Genomic DNA, 16,544 nt, shown 5'->3' on the forward strand with positions numbered 1-16,544 from the left:
CAATGTGTTGCGCTGCTATGCCGCCGCAGGCAATCGCGGCGTCACGACCACATGGTCCTCAACCGGCATGTGCCCACCTCTCGGGGCTTTCCGCAAGCGAATGTCGAGCAGCGTCTCGGCGACGAGGCGGCGCTGAGCCATCGGCACCTCTGCCCACGCAGCAGCGACTTCCTCGGGAGTCGCCGCCACCAAGTCCCGCACCAAAGAGGGTGCCTTCAGCGCCTTCGCCGCGCTCTCGGCTTCCTCGATCTTTGGCAGTAGGCCCGCCTCGACCACGGCAAGCGTCTCTGCGGATGTCTTGCCGTCGATGGCACTCTCGCGAAACTCCTGCAAACGGCCCCGAAGCAACGCGACCTCGGCGTCTGCCTCTGCTGCCTGCTTCATCAGCTCGTCATCGCCCTTGGTGTACGCCTCGACGAATTGCGGCGAAGAGAGCCACTCGAACAGCCTCTCCTCGACGTACTCGTCTATCGGGCCGGTCGTAGCGGACACGTGGTAGCCCTTACCGCCGTACTTGCCCTCGACCTTCGGCTGCATGCAGCGGTAGTAGGGCCCCGACGCGTTACGTCCCGAACCAACTTCAACCGAGCACACGTCGCAGACCATGCTTCCCGAGAGCCAGTTCACGGCACGTCCCGGGCGTGAGTTATGCGGCTTCCGCTTCCGCTCCTTGATGATCGCCAAGCAGCGTGCATGGGTGGACTTCTTCACGATCTTCGGCCACACCCCCTCGGCGGTCGCCTTGCCATGGTGAGTGCGGACACCGATGTAACGAGGATGGCTCGCGTAGTCCACGACCGTCGCCGCATGCCACCGGGCAAGAAGCAAAGGCTCCTGCCGCTCGTTGAAGTCCTGCGAAACGGAAAGCGCCTCTTCGCCCTCCTTCAGGCGCTGCTGCACCTCGGCCTGCAAGTGCGCATGATCCTTGATCCGCTGAACCCACTCAGGGTGTATCAGTACATTCTCGGGCAGATCATCACGCCATACAGCCAGGCGCCCAATGTGCTCCTTGCGCCACTGCCGAGCAGGGGGCACTACACCCCTCAGGTTGAAGTCGCGCGCGATTACTGAGTAGGCATCACCGGCCGCAACCCTCTTGCACAACTCACCGATGATCTTCGCCTCGCTCGGCTCGACCTCAATCCTCAGCAAGGCGCGGGTCCGAGGGTCGTAAACGCGACGGTACCCATACCCCTCCTGCCCGTGAGGGCGCCCGTTCGCGGCGTTGGCTCGCAACGTCCGAAGGACGTTGTTACGCATCTCCTCGACTTCGTTCTCGCCGAGCAGGGCATGCAGTCCAGTTTGTAGCCGGTCATCCTTATTAGTCAGGTCGTAGACCTTGCCGCCGTAGCACCACAAGACACCGTTGGCCGCACAGGCGTCGCGGAGTCGCGCGTACACAGCAAGGTCTCGCTGAAGACGGGTGGATGCCCAAGCGAACACGATGTCGAGCCGCTTTTTGTTGATCCACTCGATCATGCTCTCGAACTCTTCGCGCTCCCGGGCGCGGTAGATCGAGGCAGACCTATCGTCGTCGACGAACTCCTTGACGATCGGGACGCCGAAGCGATCCGCATCCGCTTGCCCCGCGTCGAGCTGCTCGCGTACGGATCGCCCTTGGCTCTTCGTCTTCCCGCGGTACGCGCTCTTCCGCGCGTACAGCCCTCCCCTTAGTCCCTTCAAGCTCTCCAGGTTCATAGGCACCCCCAGTTCTCCCAAGTATGTCCCTAACTCGGAAGAACCAAGGTGGCCCCGAAGGCCTGACCTGGCCCCTGGGCCCCGCGTGGACGCACGTGGGGCGCCGGGGAGCCCCTGGGCCGTCCCGGTACGCACGCCGAAGGGCCGGAACCCCGCTGGGGGGTTCCGGCCCTTCGTGCGTACGCCGTGGACGTACGCGAAAGCCGTCAGAGGACGCGCACGGCGCCCGAGGCCGGGTAGCCCGACAGGTCCTGGATCACGACGCCCTTGCCGGGGTTCGCGGCGTCCAGGTACTGGCCGTTACCGATGTACACACCGACGTGGTACGCCGAGCCCGCGCTGCCCCAGTAAACGATGTCGCCCACCTGGAGGTTGGAGAGCGAGACCGGGGTGCCGGCCGTCGACTGGGCCTGGGAGACGCGCGGCAGGTCCACGCCGACCTGCTTGAAGGCGGCCTGGACGAGGCTGGAGCAGTCCCACGCGTTGGGGCCCGAGGCACCCATGACGTACGCGTCGCCGAGCTGCGCCTTCAGGAAGCTGATGACCGTGCCGACGCTGCCGCTGGCGGGAGCGGAGTTGTTGGAGGACGGCGTGGCGGAGGAGCCGCCACCGGAGGGCGCGGAGGACGTGCTGAGCTGCGTGCGCTCGGAGTCCCGCGCGGCGCGCTCCTGCGCGGCCTCACGCTCGGCCTTGGCCTTGGCCTCGGCCTTCTTCCTGGCCTCCGCCTTCTTCTCGGCCTCCACCTGGTCCTTGGCTGCCTGCTTGGCAGCCTTGACGGCCGCGGCGTCCTGCTGCGCGCGGGCCTCGTAGCTGTCGGCGGTCTGGGCCGTCGCGTCAGCGGACTGGGCGATCTGCGCGGACACATCGGCGGTCAGGGTGGGCAGCTCGATGGTCTCGGTCACCGGCTCGGCGGCGTTCGCCGTACCAGCGGCGGCGGCCACTGCCAGGGTGCTGAGGACGCCACCGGCAACTCCGGCGCGCAGAGCCATCTTCGACGCGCTGCGGCGGGGCTTCCGGTGGCTGGGTATGTGAGCGGTGTGGGACATGAGAACAACCGCTATCAGGGACACCGGGTTCCCTTCAAGAAACGTGTGCTGCGCCACAGTTGCCCGGCGTGCGGCTGAATCCCGGGCGTGTCGCATCTTATTGACGCCGTAACGGGCAATGCGGACAGTCGTGATCACGCCTGTGATCATGGGTTTTCCGCGTTACGTCCGAATTGCCCTTGGACTACCACCCCCTGTGCCGGTTGGCCAAGCCCGGTTGTTTGGCCGGTAGTTCGCGTGTGGCGCAGGTCACCTCGGGTGGCGCGATGAACCTCCCCGAGACCTCACCGAGACCGGGCCGAGATCTTCCGCTCGCACATCAGTGCCGTCGGCTCCCTCGCGCACGCGTGCGCGCGTGCGTGGTGAAGCTGATGCCCGCGTCACCTGCGCGCGGGTGACGCGGTGGCCGACCTGTGGCGTGCCGCGGCGCTCGACCCGTGGGACGCGGTGCCCGACTCGTGAATCGGTGCACACGTCCACACTCGTCCACATCTCTGCCGCCAAAGTGTGAACGCGCTCCTCTATCAAGCGCTCACGTCCAGCACCAATTTGCCTGTAGCGGCCATCTCTTGATAGTGCAACCCCGCCTCGACCAGGCCTTACGCGTCAGGATGTCACCTCTGGTGATCACTCAGGCGCTTCGCGTACGAAGATCACCGCTCATCCGACTTCATGATCCTTCGTCAGGTGGTGGAGATCACAAAGTCGTTGTCGTACCCCGTGTCGCAGATCACAGACCGGCAGGCATAAGATGCGGGGCAGTTGGGCTTGTGACCTGCTTCACATGTAAGCGATCTTCGCGTGTGGGCGATCCTCGCGAGTCCGATGCAACCGCCAGCAGTCAGTGCCGACTGAGAGGAGCGAGGAGCGGTGAACGCCTATGCGCCCATCCTCGTACTGGGAGCCCTCGGGGCAGGCTTTGCGATCTTCTCCGTGGTCATGGCCACGCTTATCGGTCCAAAGCGGTACAACCGCGCGAAGCTCGAGGCCTACGAATGCGGGATCGAGCCGACCCCCACGCCGGCCGGTGGCGGGCGCTTCCCCATCAAGTACTACCTGACGGCGATGCTCTTCATCGTCTTCGACATCGAGATCGTCTTTCTCTATCCCTGGGCCGTCACCTTCGACGCCCTCGGGATCTTCGGGCTCGTGGAGATGCTGCTCTTCGTGCTCACCGTCTTCGTCGCCTACGCGTACGTCTGGCGGCGCGGCGGTCTGGAATGGGACTGAGGAGCCACTGAGCATGGGACTCGAAGAGAAACTCCCGAGCGGATTCCTGCTGACCACCGTCGAGCAGGCCGCCGGGTGGGTGCGCAAGTCATCCGTCTTCCCGGCCACGTTCGGCCTCGCGTGCTGCGCCATCGAGATGATGACGACCGGCGCCGGGCGCTACGACCTGGCGCGCTTCGGCATGGAGGTCTTCCGCGGCTCGCCGCGGCAGGCGGATCTGATGATCGTGGCGGGGCGCGTGAGCCAGAAGATGGCGCCCGTCCTGCGCCAGGTCTACGACCAGATGCCGAACCCCAAGTGGGTCATCTCCATGGGGGTCTGCGCCTCGTCGGGCGGGATGTTCAACAACTACGCGATCGTGCAGGGCGTGGACCACGTCGTCCCGGTCGACATCTATCTGCCCGGCTGTCCGCCCCGGCCCGAGATGCTGATGGACGCGATCCTCAAGCTGCACCAGAAGATCCAGACCTCCAAGCTCGGCGTGAACGCCGAGGAAGCGGCCCGTGAGGCGGAGGAGGCGGCCCTCAAGGCCCTCCCCACCATCGAGATGAAGGGTCTGCTGCGGTGAGCGACGCGCACGTGAACGGCACCGGCGAGCAGCCCGAGGGCACGGTGCCCGCCCCCCGTGACACCTCCGGCGACGTCATCGGCGTCCGCAGGGGCATGTTCGGCGCCGACAACGGCGGCGACACCTCCGGGTACGGCGGCCTCGTCCGCACCATCACCCTGCCCGGCGCCTCCTCGCGCCCCTACGGCGGCTGGTTCGACGAGGTGGCCGACGAACTCGAAGGCGCTCTGGAGGAACAGGGCCTCGTCCCCGAGAACGCCATCGAGAAGACGGTCGTCGACCGCGGCGAGCTGACCTTCCACATCGCGCGCGAGCACCTCGTGCGGGTCGCCCGCACCCTGCGCGACGACCCGGCGCTGCGCTTCGAGCTGTGCACGGGCGTCAGCGGCGTGCACTTCCTGGAGGACAAGGGCCGCGAGCTGCACGCGGTCTACCATCTGCGCTCGATCACCCACAACCGCCTGATCCGCATCGAGGTCAGCGCCCCGGACGCCGATCCGCACGTCCCCTCGCTCGTCGCCGTCTATCCGACGAACGACTGGCACGAGCGCGAGACGTACGACTTCTTCGGTCTTGTCTTCGACGGCCACCCGGCCCTCACGCGGATCATGATGCCGGACGACTGGCAGGGCTTCCCGCAGCGCAAGGACTACCCACTCGGCGGCATCCCCGTCGAATACAAGGGCGCCCAGATCCCGGCTCCGGACCAGCGGAGGTCGTACTCGTGACTTCTCCTCACACCGCTCCCCACGCAACCCCCCGCGCCACGACGGAAGGCACCGTCTACACCGTCACCGGCGGCGACTGGGACGAGGTCGTCCAGTCCGCGGCGAGGGCCGACGACGAGCGCATCGTCGTCAACATGGGGCCGCAGCACCCCTCCACGCACGGCGTGCTCCGGCTCATCCTGGAGATCGAGGGCGAGACGGTCTCCGAGGCCCGCTGCGGCATCGGCTACCTGCACACGGGCATCGAGAAGAACCTGGAGTACCGCACCTGGACCCAGGGCACCACGTTCGTCACGCGCATGGACTATCTGACGCCGTTCTTCAACGAGACGGCGTACTGCCTGGGCGTGGAGAAGCTGCTCGGCATCGAGGACCAGATCCCCGACCGCGCCACGATCCTCCGGGTGCTCCTGATGGAGCTGAACCGGATGTCCTCGCACCTGGTCTGCATCGCCACCGGCGGCATGGAACTCGGCGCGACGACGATCATGATCTACGGCTTCCGCGATCGTGAACTCATTCTCGACATCTACGAGCTGATCACCGGCCTGCGCATGAACCACGCGTACATCCGGCCCGGCGGACTCGCCCAGGACCTGCCGCCCGGCGCGGTGGACCAGATCCGCGAGTTCGTGAAGAAGATGCACAAGAACCTTCCGGAGTACGACAAGCTCGCCACCGGAAACCCCATCTTCAAGGCTCGCATGCAGGACGTCGGCTACCTGGACCTGTCCGGCTGCATGGCCCTCGGCGCCACCGGACCGGTCCTGCGCTCGGCCGGCCTCCCGCACGACCTGCGCAAGGCCGAGCCCTACTGCGGCTACGAGACGTACGACTTCGACGTCCCCACCGCCGACACCTGCGACTCCTACGGGCGCTTCCTGATCCGCCTGGAGGAGATGCGCCAGTCGCTCCGCATCATCGAGCAGTGCCTGGACCGCCTGGAGCCGGGCCCGGTCATGGTCGCCGACAAGAAGATCGCCTGGCCCGCCCAGCTGGCCCTCGGCCCCGACGGCCTCGGCAACTCGCTCGACCACATCAAGAAGATCATGGGCACCTCCATGGAGGCCCTGATCCACCACTTCAAGCTGGTGACGGAGGGCTTCCGGGTCCCGCCCGGACAGGCCTACGCCGCCGTGGAGTCGCCCAAGGGCGAACTGGGCGTGCACGTCGTCTCCGACGGCGGCACCCGCCCCTACCGGGTCCACTTCCGCGACCCGTCCTTCACCAATCTGCAGGCCATGGCGGCGATGTGCGAGGGCGGCCAGGTCGCCGATGTCATCGTCGCCGTCGCGTCCATCGACCCCGTGATGGGAGGCGTCGACCGGTGACCACCAGTTCCCCCGAGGGCGTCAGCCTGGGCATGCCCCAACTGCCCCCGCCGGACTACCCGGACGACGTCCGCGCCCGCCTCGAAACCGACGCGCGCGAACTCATCGCCCGCTACCCCGACTCCCGCTCGGCGCTCCTTCCGCTGCTGCACCTGGTGCAGTCGGAGGAAGGCCATGTGACCCGCACCGGCATGCAGTTCTGCGCGGACATGCTGGACCTGACCACCGCGGAGGTGACGGCGGTCGCGACCTTCTACACCATGTACCGCCGCAAGCCCTCCGGCGACTACCAGGTCGGTGTCTGCACCAACACGCTGTGCGCGGTCATGGGCGGCGACGCCATCTTCGAGGCCCTCCAGGAGCACCTGGGCGTCGGCAACGGCGAGACCACCGACGACGGCAAGGTGACGCTGGAGCACATCGAGTGCAACGCTGCCTGCGACTTCGCCCCCGTGGTGATGGTCAACTGGGAGTTCTTCGACAACCAGACCCCGGGCAGCGCCAAGCGCCTCGTCGACGACCTGCGCTCCGGCGCCCAGGTCGAACCCACCCGCGGCGCCCCCCTGTGCACCTTCAAGGAGACGGCCCGGATCCTCGCGGGCTTCCCCGACGAGCGCCCCGGCGCCGTCGACGCGACCGGCGGCGCGGGCCCCGCCTCGCTGATCGGACTGCGCCTGGCCAAGGGCGAGGTGTCCCCCGCGCGCGTGGTCCACCCGCGTGCGGGCGGACCGGAGGACACCCAGCCGCACGACCCGTCGCCCAGCGAGCACCTCAGTTCGCACGACGCGCCGCAGCAGACCTCGGCCTCCGACCCGGCCCACCCGGCCGGTCCGTCAGCCGAGGAGGGGGAGTGATGACGTTGGCCGCCGAGATCGACAACGAGACCAGCCCGGAGAAGCTGCTCGCGCCGGTGCTCTCCGCCTTCTGGGACGAGGACAAGTCCTGGACGCTGGAGACCTACCGCCGCCACGACGGCTACGAGGGGCTGCGCAAGGCGCTCGCCATGGCGCCGGACGACCTGATCGCCTATGTGAAGGACTCGGGCCTGCGCGGCCGCGGCGGCGCGGGCTTCCCCACCGGAATGAAGTGGCAGTTCATTCCGCAGGGCGACGGCAAACCGCACTATCTAGTTGTCAACGCCGACGAGTCGGAGCCCGGGACGTGCAAGGACATCCCGCTCCTCTTCGCGAACCCGCACAGCCTCATCGAGGGCATCGTGATCGCCTGTTACGCGATCCGGTCTTCGCATGCGTTCATCTATCTGCGGGGTGAAGTCGTCCCCGTCCTGCGGCGGTTGCACGAGGCCGTCCGTGAGGCCTATGCGGCGGGCTATCTCGGCAAGAACGTCCTCGGCAGCGGACTCGACCTCGAACTCACCGTGCACGCGGGCGCGGGCGCGTACATCTGTGGTGAGGAGACCGCGCTGCTCGACTCGCTGGAAGGCCGCCGTGGCCAGCCGCGACTCCGTCCCCCTTTCCCTGCGGTCGCGGGCCTCTACGCATGCCCCACTGTTGTCAACAACGTCGAGTCGATCGCGTCGGTTCCCGCGATCCTGCATCGCGGAAAAGACTGGTTCAAGTCGATGGGCAGCGAGAAGTCGCCCGGCTTCACGCTCTATTCGCTCAGCGGGCACGTCACCTCGCCCGGCCAGTACGAGGCCCCGCTCGGCATCACCCTGCGCCAGCTCCTCGACATGAGCGGCGGCATGCGCGCGGGCCACCGCCTCAAGTTCTGGACGCCCGGCGGCTCCTCGACGCCGATGTTCACCGACGAGCACCTCGACGTGCCGCTCGACTACGAGGGCGTGGGCGCCGCCGGATCCATGCTCGGCACCAAGGCCCTGCAGTGCTTCGACGAGACGACCTGCGTGGTGCGGGCCGTGACGCGCTGGACCGAGTTCTACGCCCACGAGTCCTGCGGCAAGTGCACGCCCTGCCGCGAAGGGACGTACTGGCTGGTGCAGTTGCTGCGCGACATCGAGGCAGGCAAGGGCGTCATGTCCGACCTCGACAAGCTGAACGACATCGCCGACAACATCAACGGCAAGTCCTTCTGCGCCCTCGGCGACGGCGCCGCCTCGCCGATCTTCTCCTCGCTGAAGTACTTCCGCGAGGAGTACGAGCAGCACATCACCGGCCGGGGCTGCCCCTTCGACCCCGCCAAGTCCACGCTCTGGGCCGACCGCGGCCGGCCCGACATCCACACGGAGGTGAACGCATGACAGTGACCACAAACAGCGCTCCCTCCGGGGGCGGGGAAGCGGCCGTACCGCCCGAGGACCTGGTCTCGCTGACGATCGACGGCATCGAGATCAGCGTCCCCAAGGGCACCTTGGTGATCCGCGCCGCCGAGCTCCTCGGCATCGAGATCCCGCGCTTCTGCGACCACCCGCTGCTCGACCCCGCCGGTGCCTGCCGTCAGTGCATCGTCGAGGTCGAGGGCCAGCGCAAGCCGATGGCCTCCTGCACCATCACCTGCACCGACGGCATGGTGGTGAAGTCGCAGCTGACGTCGCCGGTCGCCGAGAAGTCGCAGCGCGGTGTGATGGAGCTGCTCCTCATCAACCACCCGCTGGACTGCCCGGTCTGCGACAAGGGCGGCGAGTGCCCGCTGCAGAACCAGGCGATGCAGGTCGGCGACCCGGACTCCCGGTTCGAGGGCAAGAAGCGCACGTACGAGAAGCCCGTGCCGATCTCCACGCAGGTGCTGCTCGACCGTGAGCGGTGCGTGCTGTGCGCGCGCTGCACCCGCTTCTCCAACCAGATCGCGGGCGACCCGATGATCGAGCTGATCGAGCGCGGCGCGCTCCAGCAGGTCGGCACGGGTGAGGGTGATCCCTTCGAGTCGTACTTCTCCGGGAACACCATCCAGATCTGCCCGGTGGGCGCGCTCACCTCGCACGCGTACCGCTTCCGGTCGCGCCCCTTCGACCTGGTGTCGTCGCCTTCGGTGTGCGAGCACTGCGCGGGCGGTTGCGCGACGCGCACCGACCACCGGCGCGGCAAGGTCATGCGGCGGCTCGCGCAGGACGACCCCGAGGTCAACGAGGAGTGGATCTGCGACAAGGGGCGCTTCGGATTCCGGTACGCGCAGAAGCCGGACCGGCTGACCACGCCCCTGGTGCGGGACGCCGAATCCGGGCAGTTGGTGCCGGCTTCGTGGCCCGAGGCCCTGGAGACGGCCGCCAAGGGCCTCGCCGCCGCCCGTGGCCGGGCCGGAGTGCTGACCGGCGGCCGGCTCACCGTGGAGGACGCCTACGCGTACAGCAAGTACGCGCGCGTGGCGCTCGGTACGAACGACATCGACTTCCGCGCGCGGGTGCACAGCAGCGAGGAGGCCGACTTCCTCGCGGCGCGTGTCGCCGGGCGCGGCCGGGACCTCGACGGCACCGGCGTCACGTACAGCACGCTGGAGAAGGCCCCGGCGGTGCTGCTCGTCGGGATGGAGTCCGAGGAGGAGGCGCCCGGCGTCTTCCTGCGGCTGCGCAAGGCCTGGCGCAAGCACGGCCAGCGCACCTTCTCGCTCGCCACGTACGCCACCCGCGGCCTGGAGAAGGCCGGTGGCACGCTGCTTCCGGCCGCGCCCGGCACCGAGACCGAGTGGCTGGACGCGCTCGCCGCGGGCGTGGGCCTCGCGGACGACGGCGCGAAGGCCGCCGAGGCGCTGCGCTCCGAAGGCGCCGTGATCGTGGTCGGGGAGCGGCTCGCGGCGGTACGGGGCGGGCTCACCGCCGCCGTGCGGGCCGCGTCCGCGACCGGCGCGCAGCTGGTGTGGATTCCGCGCCGCGCGGGCGAGCGCGGGGCGATCGAGGCGGGCGCCGTGCCGTCGCTGCTCCCGGGCGGCCGCCCGGCCACCGACCCGCGCGCGCGGGACGAGGTCGCCGGTGCCTGGGGCGTCGCCGAACTCCCGCACCGCTACGGCCGGGACACCGGCCAGATCATCGAGGCCGCGGCGACCGGCGAACTGGGCGCGCTGCTCGTCGCGGGCGTGGACGTCGCCGACCTGCCCGACCCGGCACGCGCGCGTGCCGCCCTCGACGAGGTCGGCTTCCTGGTCTCCCTGGAGCTGCGGCCGAGCGAGGTGACGGAACGTGCCGACGTGGTCCTTCCGGTGGCAGCCGTCGCGGAGAAGCCGGGCACGTTCCTCAACTGGGAGGGCAGGGCCCGGCTTTTCGAGGCCGCGCTGAAGCCGGACCAGATGACCCGCAAGTCGTCCCCGGCGGACGCCCGTGTCCTGCACATGCTGGCCGACGCGGGCGACATCCACCTAGGCCTGCCCGACCTGCTGGCGATCCGGCGCGAGCTGGACCGGCTCGGCGGCTGGGACGGGCCGCACGCCACCGAGCCGCTCGAGACCGGCGCCCAGCCGCCCCGGCCCGCCGCCGGTGAGGCCGTGCTCGCCGGTCACCGGCTGCTGCTCGACCAGGGCCGCCTCCAGGAGGGCGACGACGCGCTCGCCGGGACGCGGCACGCCGCGGTGGCCCGGCTCTCGGCGGCCACCGCGGCCGAGGTCGGCGTCAAGGGCGGCGACACGCTCACCGTCACCGGTCCCGCGGGCACGACCACGCTGCCGCTCCTTGTCACCCAGATGCCCGACCGGGTGGTCTGGCTCCCGCTGAACTCGACCGGGGGAGGCGTCACGTCGGACACCGGCGCCCGTCCGGGCGATCTGGTCCGCGTCGGCCCGGCCGGTCTGGTGGCCCACGCCGAGGCCACGGAGGTGACGTCGTGATGCTTCAGGCAGTGCACACCGCGCAGGCATCGGTGCCGCTCGCGGCCGAGGACCTGTCGATGTTCGGCAGGGACCCCTGGTGGCTGATCGGCCTGAAGGCCGTCTTCTGCTTCGCGTTCCTGATGGTGATGGTGCTGTTCTCCATCGTGTGGGAGCGCAAGGTCGTGGCCTGGATGCAGCTGCGCATCGGCCCGAACCGGCACGGCCCCTGGGGCATGCTGCAGTCCCTCGCGGACGGCATCAAGCTGATGCTCAAGGAGGACCTGGTCGTCAAGCGCGCGGACAAGGTGGTCTACATCCTCGCGCCGGTGGTCGCCGCGATCCCCGCCTTCATGGCGATCGCGGTGATCCCCTTCGGCCCCGCGGGCAACGAAGTGTCGATCTTCGGGCAGCGCACCACGATGCAGCTCACCGACCTGCCGATCGCGATGCTCTACATCCTCGCGGTCGCCTCGGTCGGCATCTACGGCATCGTGCTCGCGGGCTGGAGCTCCGGCTCGACGTACCCGCTGCTCGGCGGGCTCCGCTCGTGCGCGCAGATGATCTCCTACGAGATCGCGATGGGCGCCGCGTTCGCCTCCGTCTTCCTGTACTCCGGGTCGATGTCGACGTCGCGGATCGTGGAGGCGCAGGAGGGCCGCTGGTACGTCCTGCTGCTCCCGGTCTCGTTCCTGATCTACATCGTGACGATGGTCGGCGAGACCAACCGCGCTCCGTTCGACATGCCGGAGTCCGAGGGCGACCTCGTCGGCGGCTTCAACACCGAGTACTCGTCGATCAAGTTCGCGATCTTCATGCTCGCCGAGTACATCAACATGATCACCGTCTCGGCCGTGTCCGTGACGCTCTTCCTGGGCGGCTGGCGGGCTCCATGGCCCATCAGCACCTTCTGGGAGGGCGCGAACCACGGCTGGTGGCCGATGGCCTGGTTCGTGCTCAAGGTCCAGCTGCTGTTGTTCTTCTTCATCTGGCTGCGCGGCACGCTGCCCCGCGTGCGCTACGACCAGCTGATGAAGCTCGGCTGGAAGGTCCTCATCCCGGTGTCGGTGGTGTGGCTGATGCTCGTCGCCACGGTGCGGGCACTGCGCAACGAGGACTACGACTTCAGCGAGATCGCGCTCTACGTAGGCGGCGGTGTGCTCGCCCTGTTGTTGCTCTCCGTACTCGTGGACATCTTCCGCGACAAGCGTGAGAAGCAGGAGATCGCGGCTTCCCCGCCCGAGGAATCCGCCGCCTTCGACCCGATGGCCGGGGGATTCCCCGTGCCGCCGCTGCCCGGACAGACCCTGCCGCCGGTGCCGCGCCGACGCCCGCGCCATGAGCGGGAGTTGATTGTCAGTGGTGGGCCCGATACTCAAAGTGACGGAAAGGAGGCGTCCGATGGCTGAGCAGTCGAACATGCCGGACCGGCCCAAGCGCTCGCAGCTGCCCGAGCAGCAGCAGGCGGCCGACCCGCAGCAGTCGAACCAGTCCAACCAGGGGTTCCAGAACCCCGTCGCGGGCTTCGGCGTGACCTTCAAGGCCATGTTCAAGAAGCGGCTGACCGAGCAGTATCCGGAACAGCAGAAGACCACCGCACCCCGGTTCCACGGCCGGCACCAGCTCAACCGCCATCCGGACGGCCTAGAGAAATGCGTCGGCTGCGAGCTGTGCGCCTGGGCCTGTCCCGCGGACGCCATCTATGTGGAGGGCGCGGACAACACCGACGAGGAGCGCTACTCCCCGGGCGAGCGGTACGGCCGCGTCTACCAGATCAACTACGCCCGCTGCATCCTCTGCGGCCTGTGCATCGAGGCGTGCCCCACGCGCGCGCTGACGATGACGAACGAGTTCGAGCTCGCCGACAGCAGCCGCGAGAACCTGATCTACACCAAGGAGCAGCTGCTCGCCGGCCTCGAAGAGGACATGGTCGACTCGCCGCACGCGATCTACCCCGGCATGGACGAGGGCGACTACTACCGCGGTCTTGTCACCCAGGCCGCGCCGGGCACGGTGCCCCAAGTGGCCGTCTCCAAGGGCGAGAAGCCCGCATCCGGGGACGACGCCGCCGAGGGATCCGGCTCCGGCGAAGGGGCCGGGGCCTCGCGCGAGCAGGGGGTGGGCGCATGACCGCCCTCGCGGCCTACACCACCTCCACCGGCGAGGCCGTCCAGTTCTGGGTGCTCGCCACGGTCGCCGTGATCGGCGCGCTGTGCACGATCCTGATGCGCAAGGCGGTGCACAGCGCGCTCTGCCTCGCCGGGACCATGATCATCCTCGCGGTGTTCTACCTGGCCAACGGGGCGTACTTCCTGGGCATCGTGCAGATCGTGGTCTACACGGGCGCGATCATGATGCTGTTCCTCTTCGTGGTCATGCTCGTCGGCGTCACCGCCGCCGACTCCCTGAAGGAGACCATCAAGGGCCAGCGCTGGCTGGCCGCCCTGTGCGGACTCGGCTTCGCCATCCTGCTGTTCGCGGGCATCGGCAACGCGTCCCTGAAGGACTTCAACGGCCTGGCCAAGGCCAACGAGGGCGGCAACGTGGAGGGCCTCGCGTCCCTCATCTTCACGAAGTACGTCTTCGCCTTCGAGATCACCGGCGCCCTGCTGATCACGGCGACGGTCGGCGCGATGGTCCTCACCCACCGCGAGCGCACCGAGCGCGCCAAGACCCAGCGCGAGCGCGCCGAGGAGCGCGTGCGCGAGGGCAAGCACCTGCCGCCGCTGCCGGCCCCGGGTGTGTACGCCCGGCACAACGCGGTGGACATCGCGGGCCTGCTCCCGGACGGCACTCCTTCGGAGCTGACGGTCAACCAGACGCTGCGGGAGCGCGGCCAGATCCGGGACGTCTCCAGCGAGGCGCTGAACGACCTGCGGGCCCTGGAGCAGCGTGCCGCCGACCGTCTGGAGCGGCCCGGATCGGTCCGGCCGGACACCGGCCGGAGCGGTGCGGGCGACTCCGGGTCCGACCCCGTCGCCGCCGCGGCGGGCGAGCAGACCGAGGAGGCGTCGAAGTGAATCCGGTCAACTACCTGTATCTGGCGGCCCTGCTGTTCGCCATCGGCGCCACCGGCGTGCTGATCCGGCGGAACGTGATCGTCGTCTTCATGTGCGTCGAGCTGATGCTGAACGCCTGCAACCTCGCGTTCGTCGCCTTCGCCCGGCTGCACGGCAACTTGGACGGCCAGATCATCGCCTTCTTCACGATGGTCGTCGCGGCGGCGGAAGTCGTGGTCGGGCTCGCGATCATCGTGTCGCTGTTCCGCTCCCGTCACTCGGCCTCGGTCGACGACGCCAGCCTGATGAAGCTGTAAGGGGTCGCTAGAACCGTGAACACAGAGAACTTGATTGCGCTGCTGGTGGCGGCGCCTCTGCTCGGAGCGGCCGTACTGCTGTGCGGCGGGCGCCGCCTCGACCGGGTGGGCCACTGGCTCGGCACGGCGCTCGCGGCCGTCTCCTTCGTGATCGGGCTTGTGCTCTTCACCGACATGCTGGGCAAGGGGGTCGAGGACCGGACCCTGAACCAGCACCTGTTCAGCTGGATCCCCGTCGAGGGCTTCCAGGCGGACGTCGCCTTCCAGCTCGACCAGCTGTCGGTGACGTTCGTCCTGCTGATCTCCGGCGTGGGCACCCTGATCCACCTGTACTCGATCGGGTACATGGAGCACGACGAGCGGCGCCGCCGCTTCTTCGGCTACCTGAACCTGTTCCTCGCGGCGATGCTCCTGCTCGTCCTCGCCGACAACTACCTGCTCCTGTACGTCGGCTGGGAGGGCGTGGGCCTCGCCTCGTACCTCCTGATCGGCTTCTGGCAGCACAAGCCCAGCGCGGCCACGGCGGCCAAGAAGGCCTTCCTGGTCAACCGCGTCGGCGACATGGGCCTGTCGATCGCCATCATGCTGATGTTCACCACCTTCGGGACGTTCGCCTTCGGGCCCGTCCTGGAGGCGTCCGGTGAGACGAGCGAGGGCAAGCTGACGGCGATCGGCCTGATGCTGTTGCTCGCGGCGTGCGGCAAGTCCGCACAGGTGCCGCTGCAGTCCTGGCTCGGGGACGCGATGGAGGGCCCGACCCCGGTCTCGGCCCTGATCCACGCGGCGACGATGGTGACCGCAGGTGTGTATCTGATCGTGCGCTCCGGAGCGATCTTCAACGGCGCTCCGGACGCACAGTTGGCGGTCACCGTCGTGGGCGCCGTGACGCTCCTCTTCGGTGCGATCGTCGGTTGCGCGAAGGACGACATCAAGAAGGCCCTCGCCGGGTCGACGATGTCCCAGATCGGCTACATGATCCTGGCCGCGGGCCTCGGCCCCATCGGCTACGTCTTCGCGATCATGCACCTGGTGACGCACGGCTTCTTCAAGGCCGGGCTCTTCCTCGGCGCAGGGTCGGTCATGCACGGCATGAACGACGAGGTGGACATGCGGAAGTACGGCGGTCTCCGGAAGTACATGCCGGTGACCTTCGTGACCTTCGGCCTCGGCTATCTCGCCATCATCGGCTTCCCCGGCCTGTCCGGCTTCTTCTCCAAGGACAAGATCATCGAGGCGGCGTTCGCCAAGGGCGGCACGGAGGGCTGGATCCTCGGCTCCGTGGCGCTGCTCGGCGCGGCCATCACGGCGTACTACATGACCCGCGTGATGATCATGACCTTCTTCGGCGAGAAGCGCTGGGAGCCGGACGCGGAGGGCAAGCAGCCGCATCCGCACGAGTCGCCGAAGTCCATGACGATCCCGATGATCCTGCTCGCCGTCGGCTCGGTGTTCGCGGGTGGCTTCTTCAGCATCGGCGACCGCTTCATGCACTGGCTGGAGCCGGTCACCCACCACGACCACGGCGACTCCCCGCTGAGCGCCGCCACGGTCACGGGCGCCACGATGGTGGTCCTGGTCATCGGCGTCACCCTGGCCTGGCTCCAGTACGGCAGGCGGCCGGTGCCCTCGGTGGCCCCGCGCGGCTCGCTGCTCACCCGCGCGGCCCGCCGCGACCTGCTCCAGGACGACTTCAACCACGTGGTCCTGGTGCGCGGCGGCGAACACCTCACGCGCTCCCTGGTGTACGTCGACCACACCCTGGTGGACGGCGTGGTCAATGGCACGGCGGCCTCGGTCGGCGGGCTCTCCGGACGGCTGCGCAAGCTGCAGAACGGCTACGCCCGCAGCTACGCGGTCTCGATGTTCGGCGGCGTGGCGGTCCTCATCGCCGCGACCCTGCTGATGAGGGCGGTCTGA

Annotated in this window: 14 protein-coding genes; 12 read left to right on the top strand and 2 right to left on the bottom strand. The window is 68.5% G+C overall.

The annotated features are described in order from the left end of the window. Nucleotides 1-15: 15 nt before the first annotated feature. Together AB6L24_RS28200 and AB6L24_RS28205 are read right to left on the bottom strand one after the other, a co-directional pair. Nucleotides 16-1,698: a recombinase family protein gene (locus tag AB6L24_RS28200; protein WP_405659790.1), complete on the bottom strand. Its 1,683-nt coding sequence runs from the start codon at nucleotides 1,696-1,698 to the stop codon at nucleotides 16-18. A gap of 206 nt (nucleotides 1,699-1,904) precedes the next feature. Then, complete coding sequence (locus AB6L24_RS28205; RefSeq protein ID WP_405659793.1) at nucleotides 1,905-2,744, bottom strand: C40 family peptidase; 840 nt, start codon at nucleotides 2,742-2,744, stop codon at nucleotides 1,905-1,907. An 870-nt stretch (nucleotides 2,745-3,614) separates the two neighbouring features. Here AB6L24_RS28205 and AB6L24_RS28210 point away from each other — a divergent pair. From AB6L24_RS28210 to nuoL, 12 genes are read left to right on the top strand one after another with little or no spacing between them, the layout of a single operon-like run. After that, nucleotides 3,615-3,974 carry an NADH-quinone oxidoreductase subunit A gene (locus AB6L24_RS28210; RefSeq protein ID WP_003992243.1) on the top strand — a complete coding sequence of 120 codons (360 nt, stop codon included), beginning with the start codon at nucleotides 3,615-3,617 and terminating at the stop codon, nucleotides 3,972-3,974. 13 nt (nucleotides 3,975-3,987) lie between these two features. Further along, nucleotides 3,988-4,542 carry an NADH-quinone oxidoreductase subunit B family protein gene (locus AB6L24_RS28215; protein ID WP_016640165.1) on the top strand — a complete coding sequence of 185 codons (555 nt, stop codon included), beginning with the start codon at nucleotides 3,988-3,990 and terminating at the stop codon, nucleotides 4,540-4,542. After that, complete coding sequence (locus AB6L24_RS28220; protein WP_405659797.1) at nucleotides 4,539-5,270, top strand: NADH-quinone oxidoreductase subunit C; 732 nt, start codon at nucleotides 4,539-4,541, stop codon at nucleotides 5,268-5,270. The genes AB6L24_RS28215 and AB6L24_RS28220 overlap by 4 nt, the downstream gene beginning before the upstream one ends. After that, nucleotides 5,267-6,601 (top strand): NADH-quinone oxidoreductase subunit D, encoded by a 1,335-nt coding sequence (locus AB6L24_RS28225; protein WP_405659799.1) that lies wholly within the window; start codon nucleotides 5,267-5,269, stop codon nucleotides 6,599-6,601. Before AB6L24_RS28220 ends, AB6L24_RS28225 begins: the two co-directional genes overlap by 4 nt. Further along, on the top strand, nucleotides 6,598-7,455 hold the full coding sequence (nuoE, locus tag AB6L24_RS28230; protein WP_405659802.1) for an NADH-quinone oxidoreductase subunit NuoE: 858 nt from the start codon (nucleotides 6,598-6,600) through the stop codon (nucleotides 7,453-7,455). The genes AB6L24_RS28225 and nuoE overlap by 4 nt, the downstream gene beginning before the upstream one ends. Then, nucleotides 7,455-8,822, top strand: coding sequence for an NADH-quinone oxidoreductase subunit NuoF (nuoF, locus tag AB6L24_RS28235; protein ID WP_405659804.1), 1,368 nt, complete (start codon nucleotides 7,455-7,457; stop codon nucleotides 8,820-8,822). The genes nuoE and nuoF overlap by 1 nt, the downstream gene beginning before the upstream one ends. After that, nucleotides 8,819-11,332: an NADH-quinone oxidoreductase subunit G gene (locus AB6L24_RS28240; RefSeq protein ID WP_405659807.1), complete on the top strand. Its 2,514-nt coding sequence runs from the start codon at nucleotides 8,819-8,821 to the stop codon at nucleotides 11,330-11,332. Before nuoF ends, AB6L24_RS28240 begins: the two co-directional genes overlap by 4 nt. Continuing rightward, nucleotides 11,332-12,720 (top strand): NADH-quinone oxidoreductase subunit NuoH, encoded by a 1,389-nt coding sequence (nuoH, locus tag AB6L24_RS28245; protein ID WP_405663389.1) that lies wholly within the window; start codon nucleotides 11,332-11,334, stop codon nucleotides 12,718-12,720. Before AB6L24_RS28240 ends, nuoH begins: the two co-directional genes overlap by 1 nt. Further along, nucleotides 12,713-13,441 (top strand): NADH-quinone oxidoreductase subunit NuoI, encoded by a 729-nt coding sequence (nuoI, locus tag AB6L24_RS28250; RefSeq protein WP_405659809.1) that lies wholly within the window; start codon nucleotides 12,713-12,715, stop codon nucleotides 13,439-13,441. The genes nuoH and nuoI overlap by 8 nt, the downstream gene beginning before the upstream one ends. Then, the gene (locus AB6L24_RS28255) at nucleotides 13,438-14,331 is read left to right on the top strand and encodes an NADH-quinone oxidoreductase subunit J (protein WP_380854308.1); all 894 of its coding nucleotides are present in this window, start codon (nucleotides 13,438-13,440) and stop codon (nucleotides 14,329-14,331) included. Before nuoI ends, AB6L24_RS28255 begins: the two co-directional genes overlap by 4 nt. Beyond that, on the top strand, nucleotides 14,328-14,627 hold the full coding sequence (gene nuoK / locus AB6L24_RS28260) for an NADH-quinone oxidoreductase subunit NuoK (protein ID WP_030359114.1): 300 nt from the start codon (nucleotides 14,328-14,330) through the stop codon (nucleotides 14,625-14,627). Before AB6L24_RS28255 ends, nuoK begins: the two co-directional genes overlap by 4 nt. Before the next feature lie 15 nt (nucleotides 14,628-14,642). Continuing rightward, a complete protein-coding gene (gene nuoL, locus AB6L24_RS28265; protein ID WP_405659811.1) occupies nucleotides 14,643-16,544 on the top strand; it encodes an NADH-quinone oxidoreductase subunit L in 1,902 nt (633 codons plus the stop codon).

Origin of the sequence: Streptomyces sp. RK9 (assembly GCF_045070545.1) — a bacterium.
GTDB lineage: Bacteria > Actinomycetota > Actinomycetes > Streptomycetales > Streptomycetaceae > Streptomyces > Streptomyces alboflavus.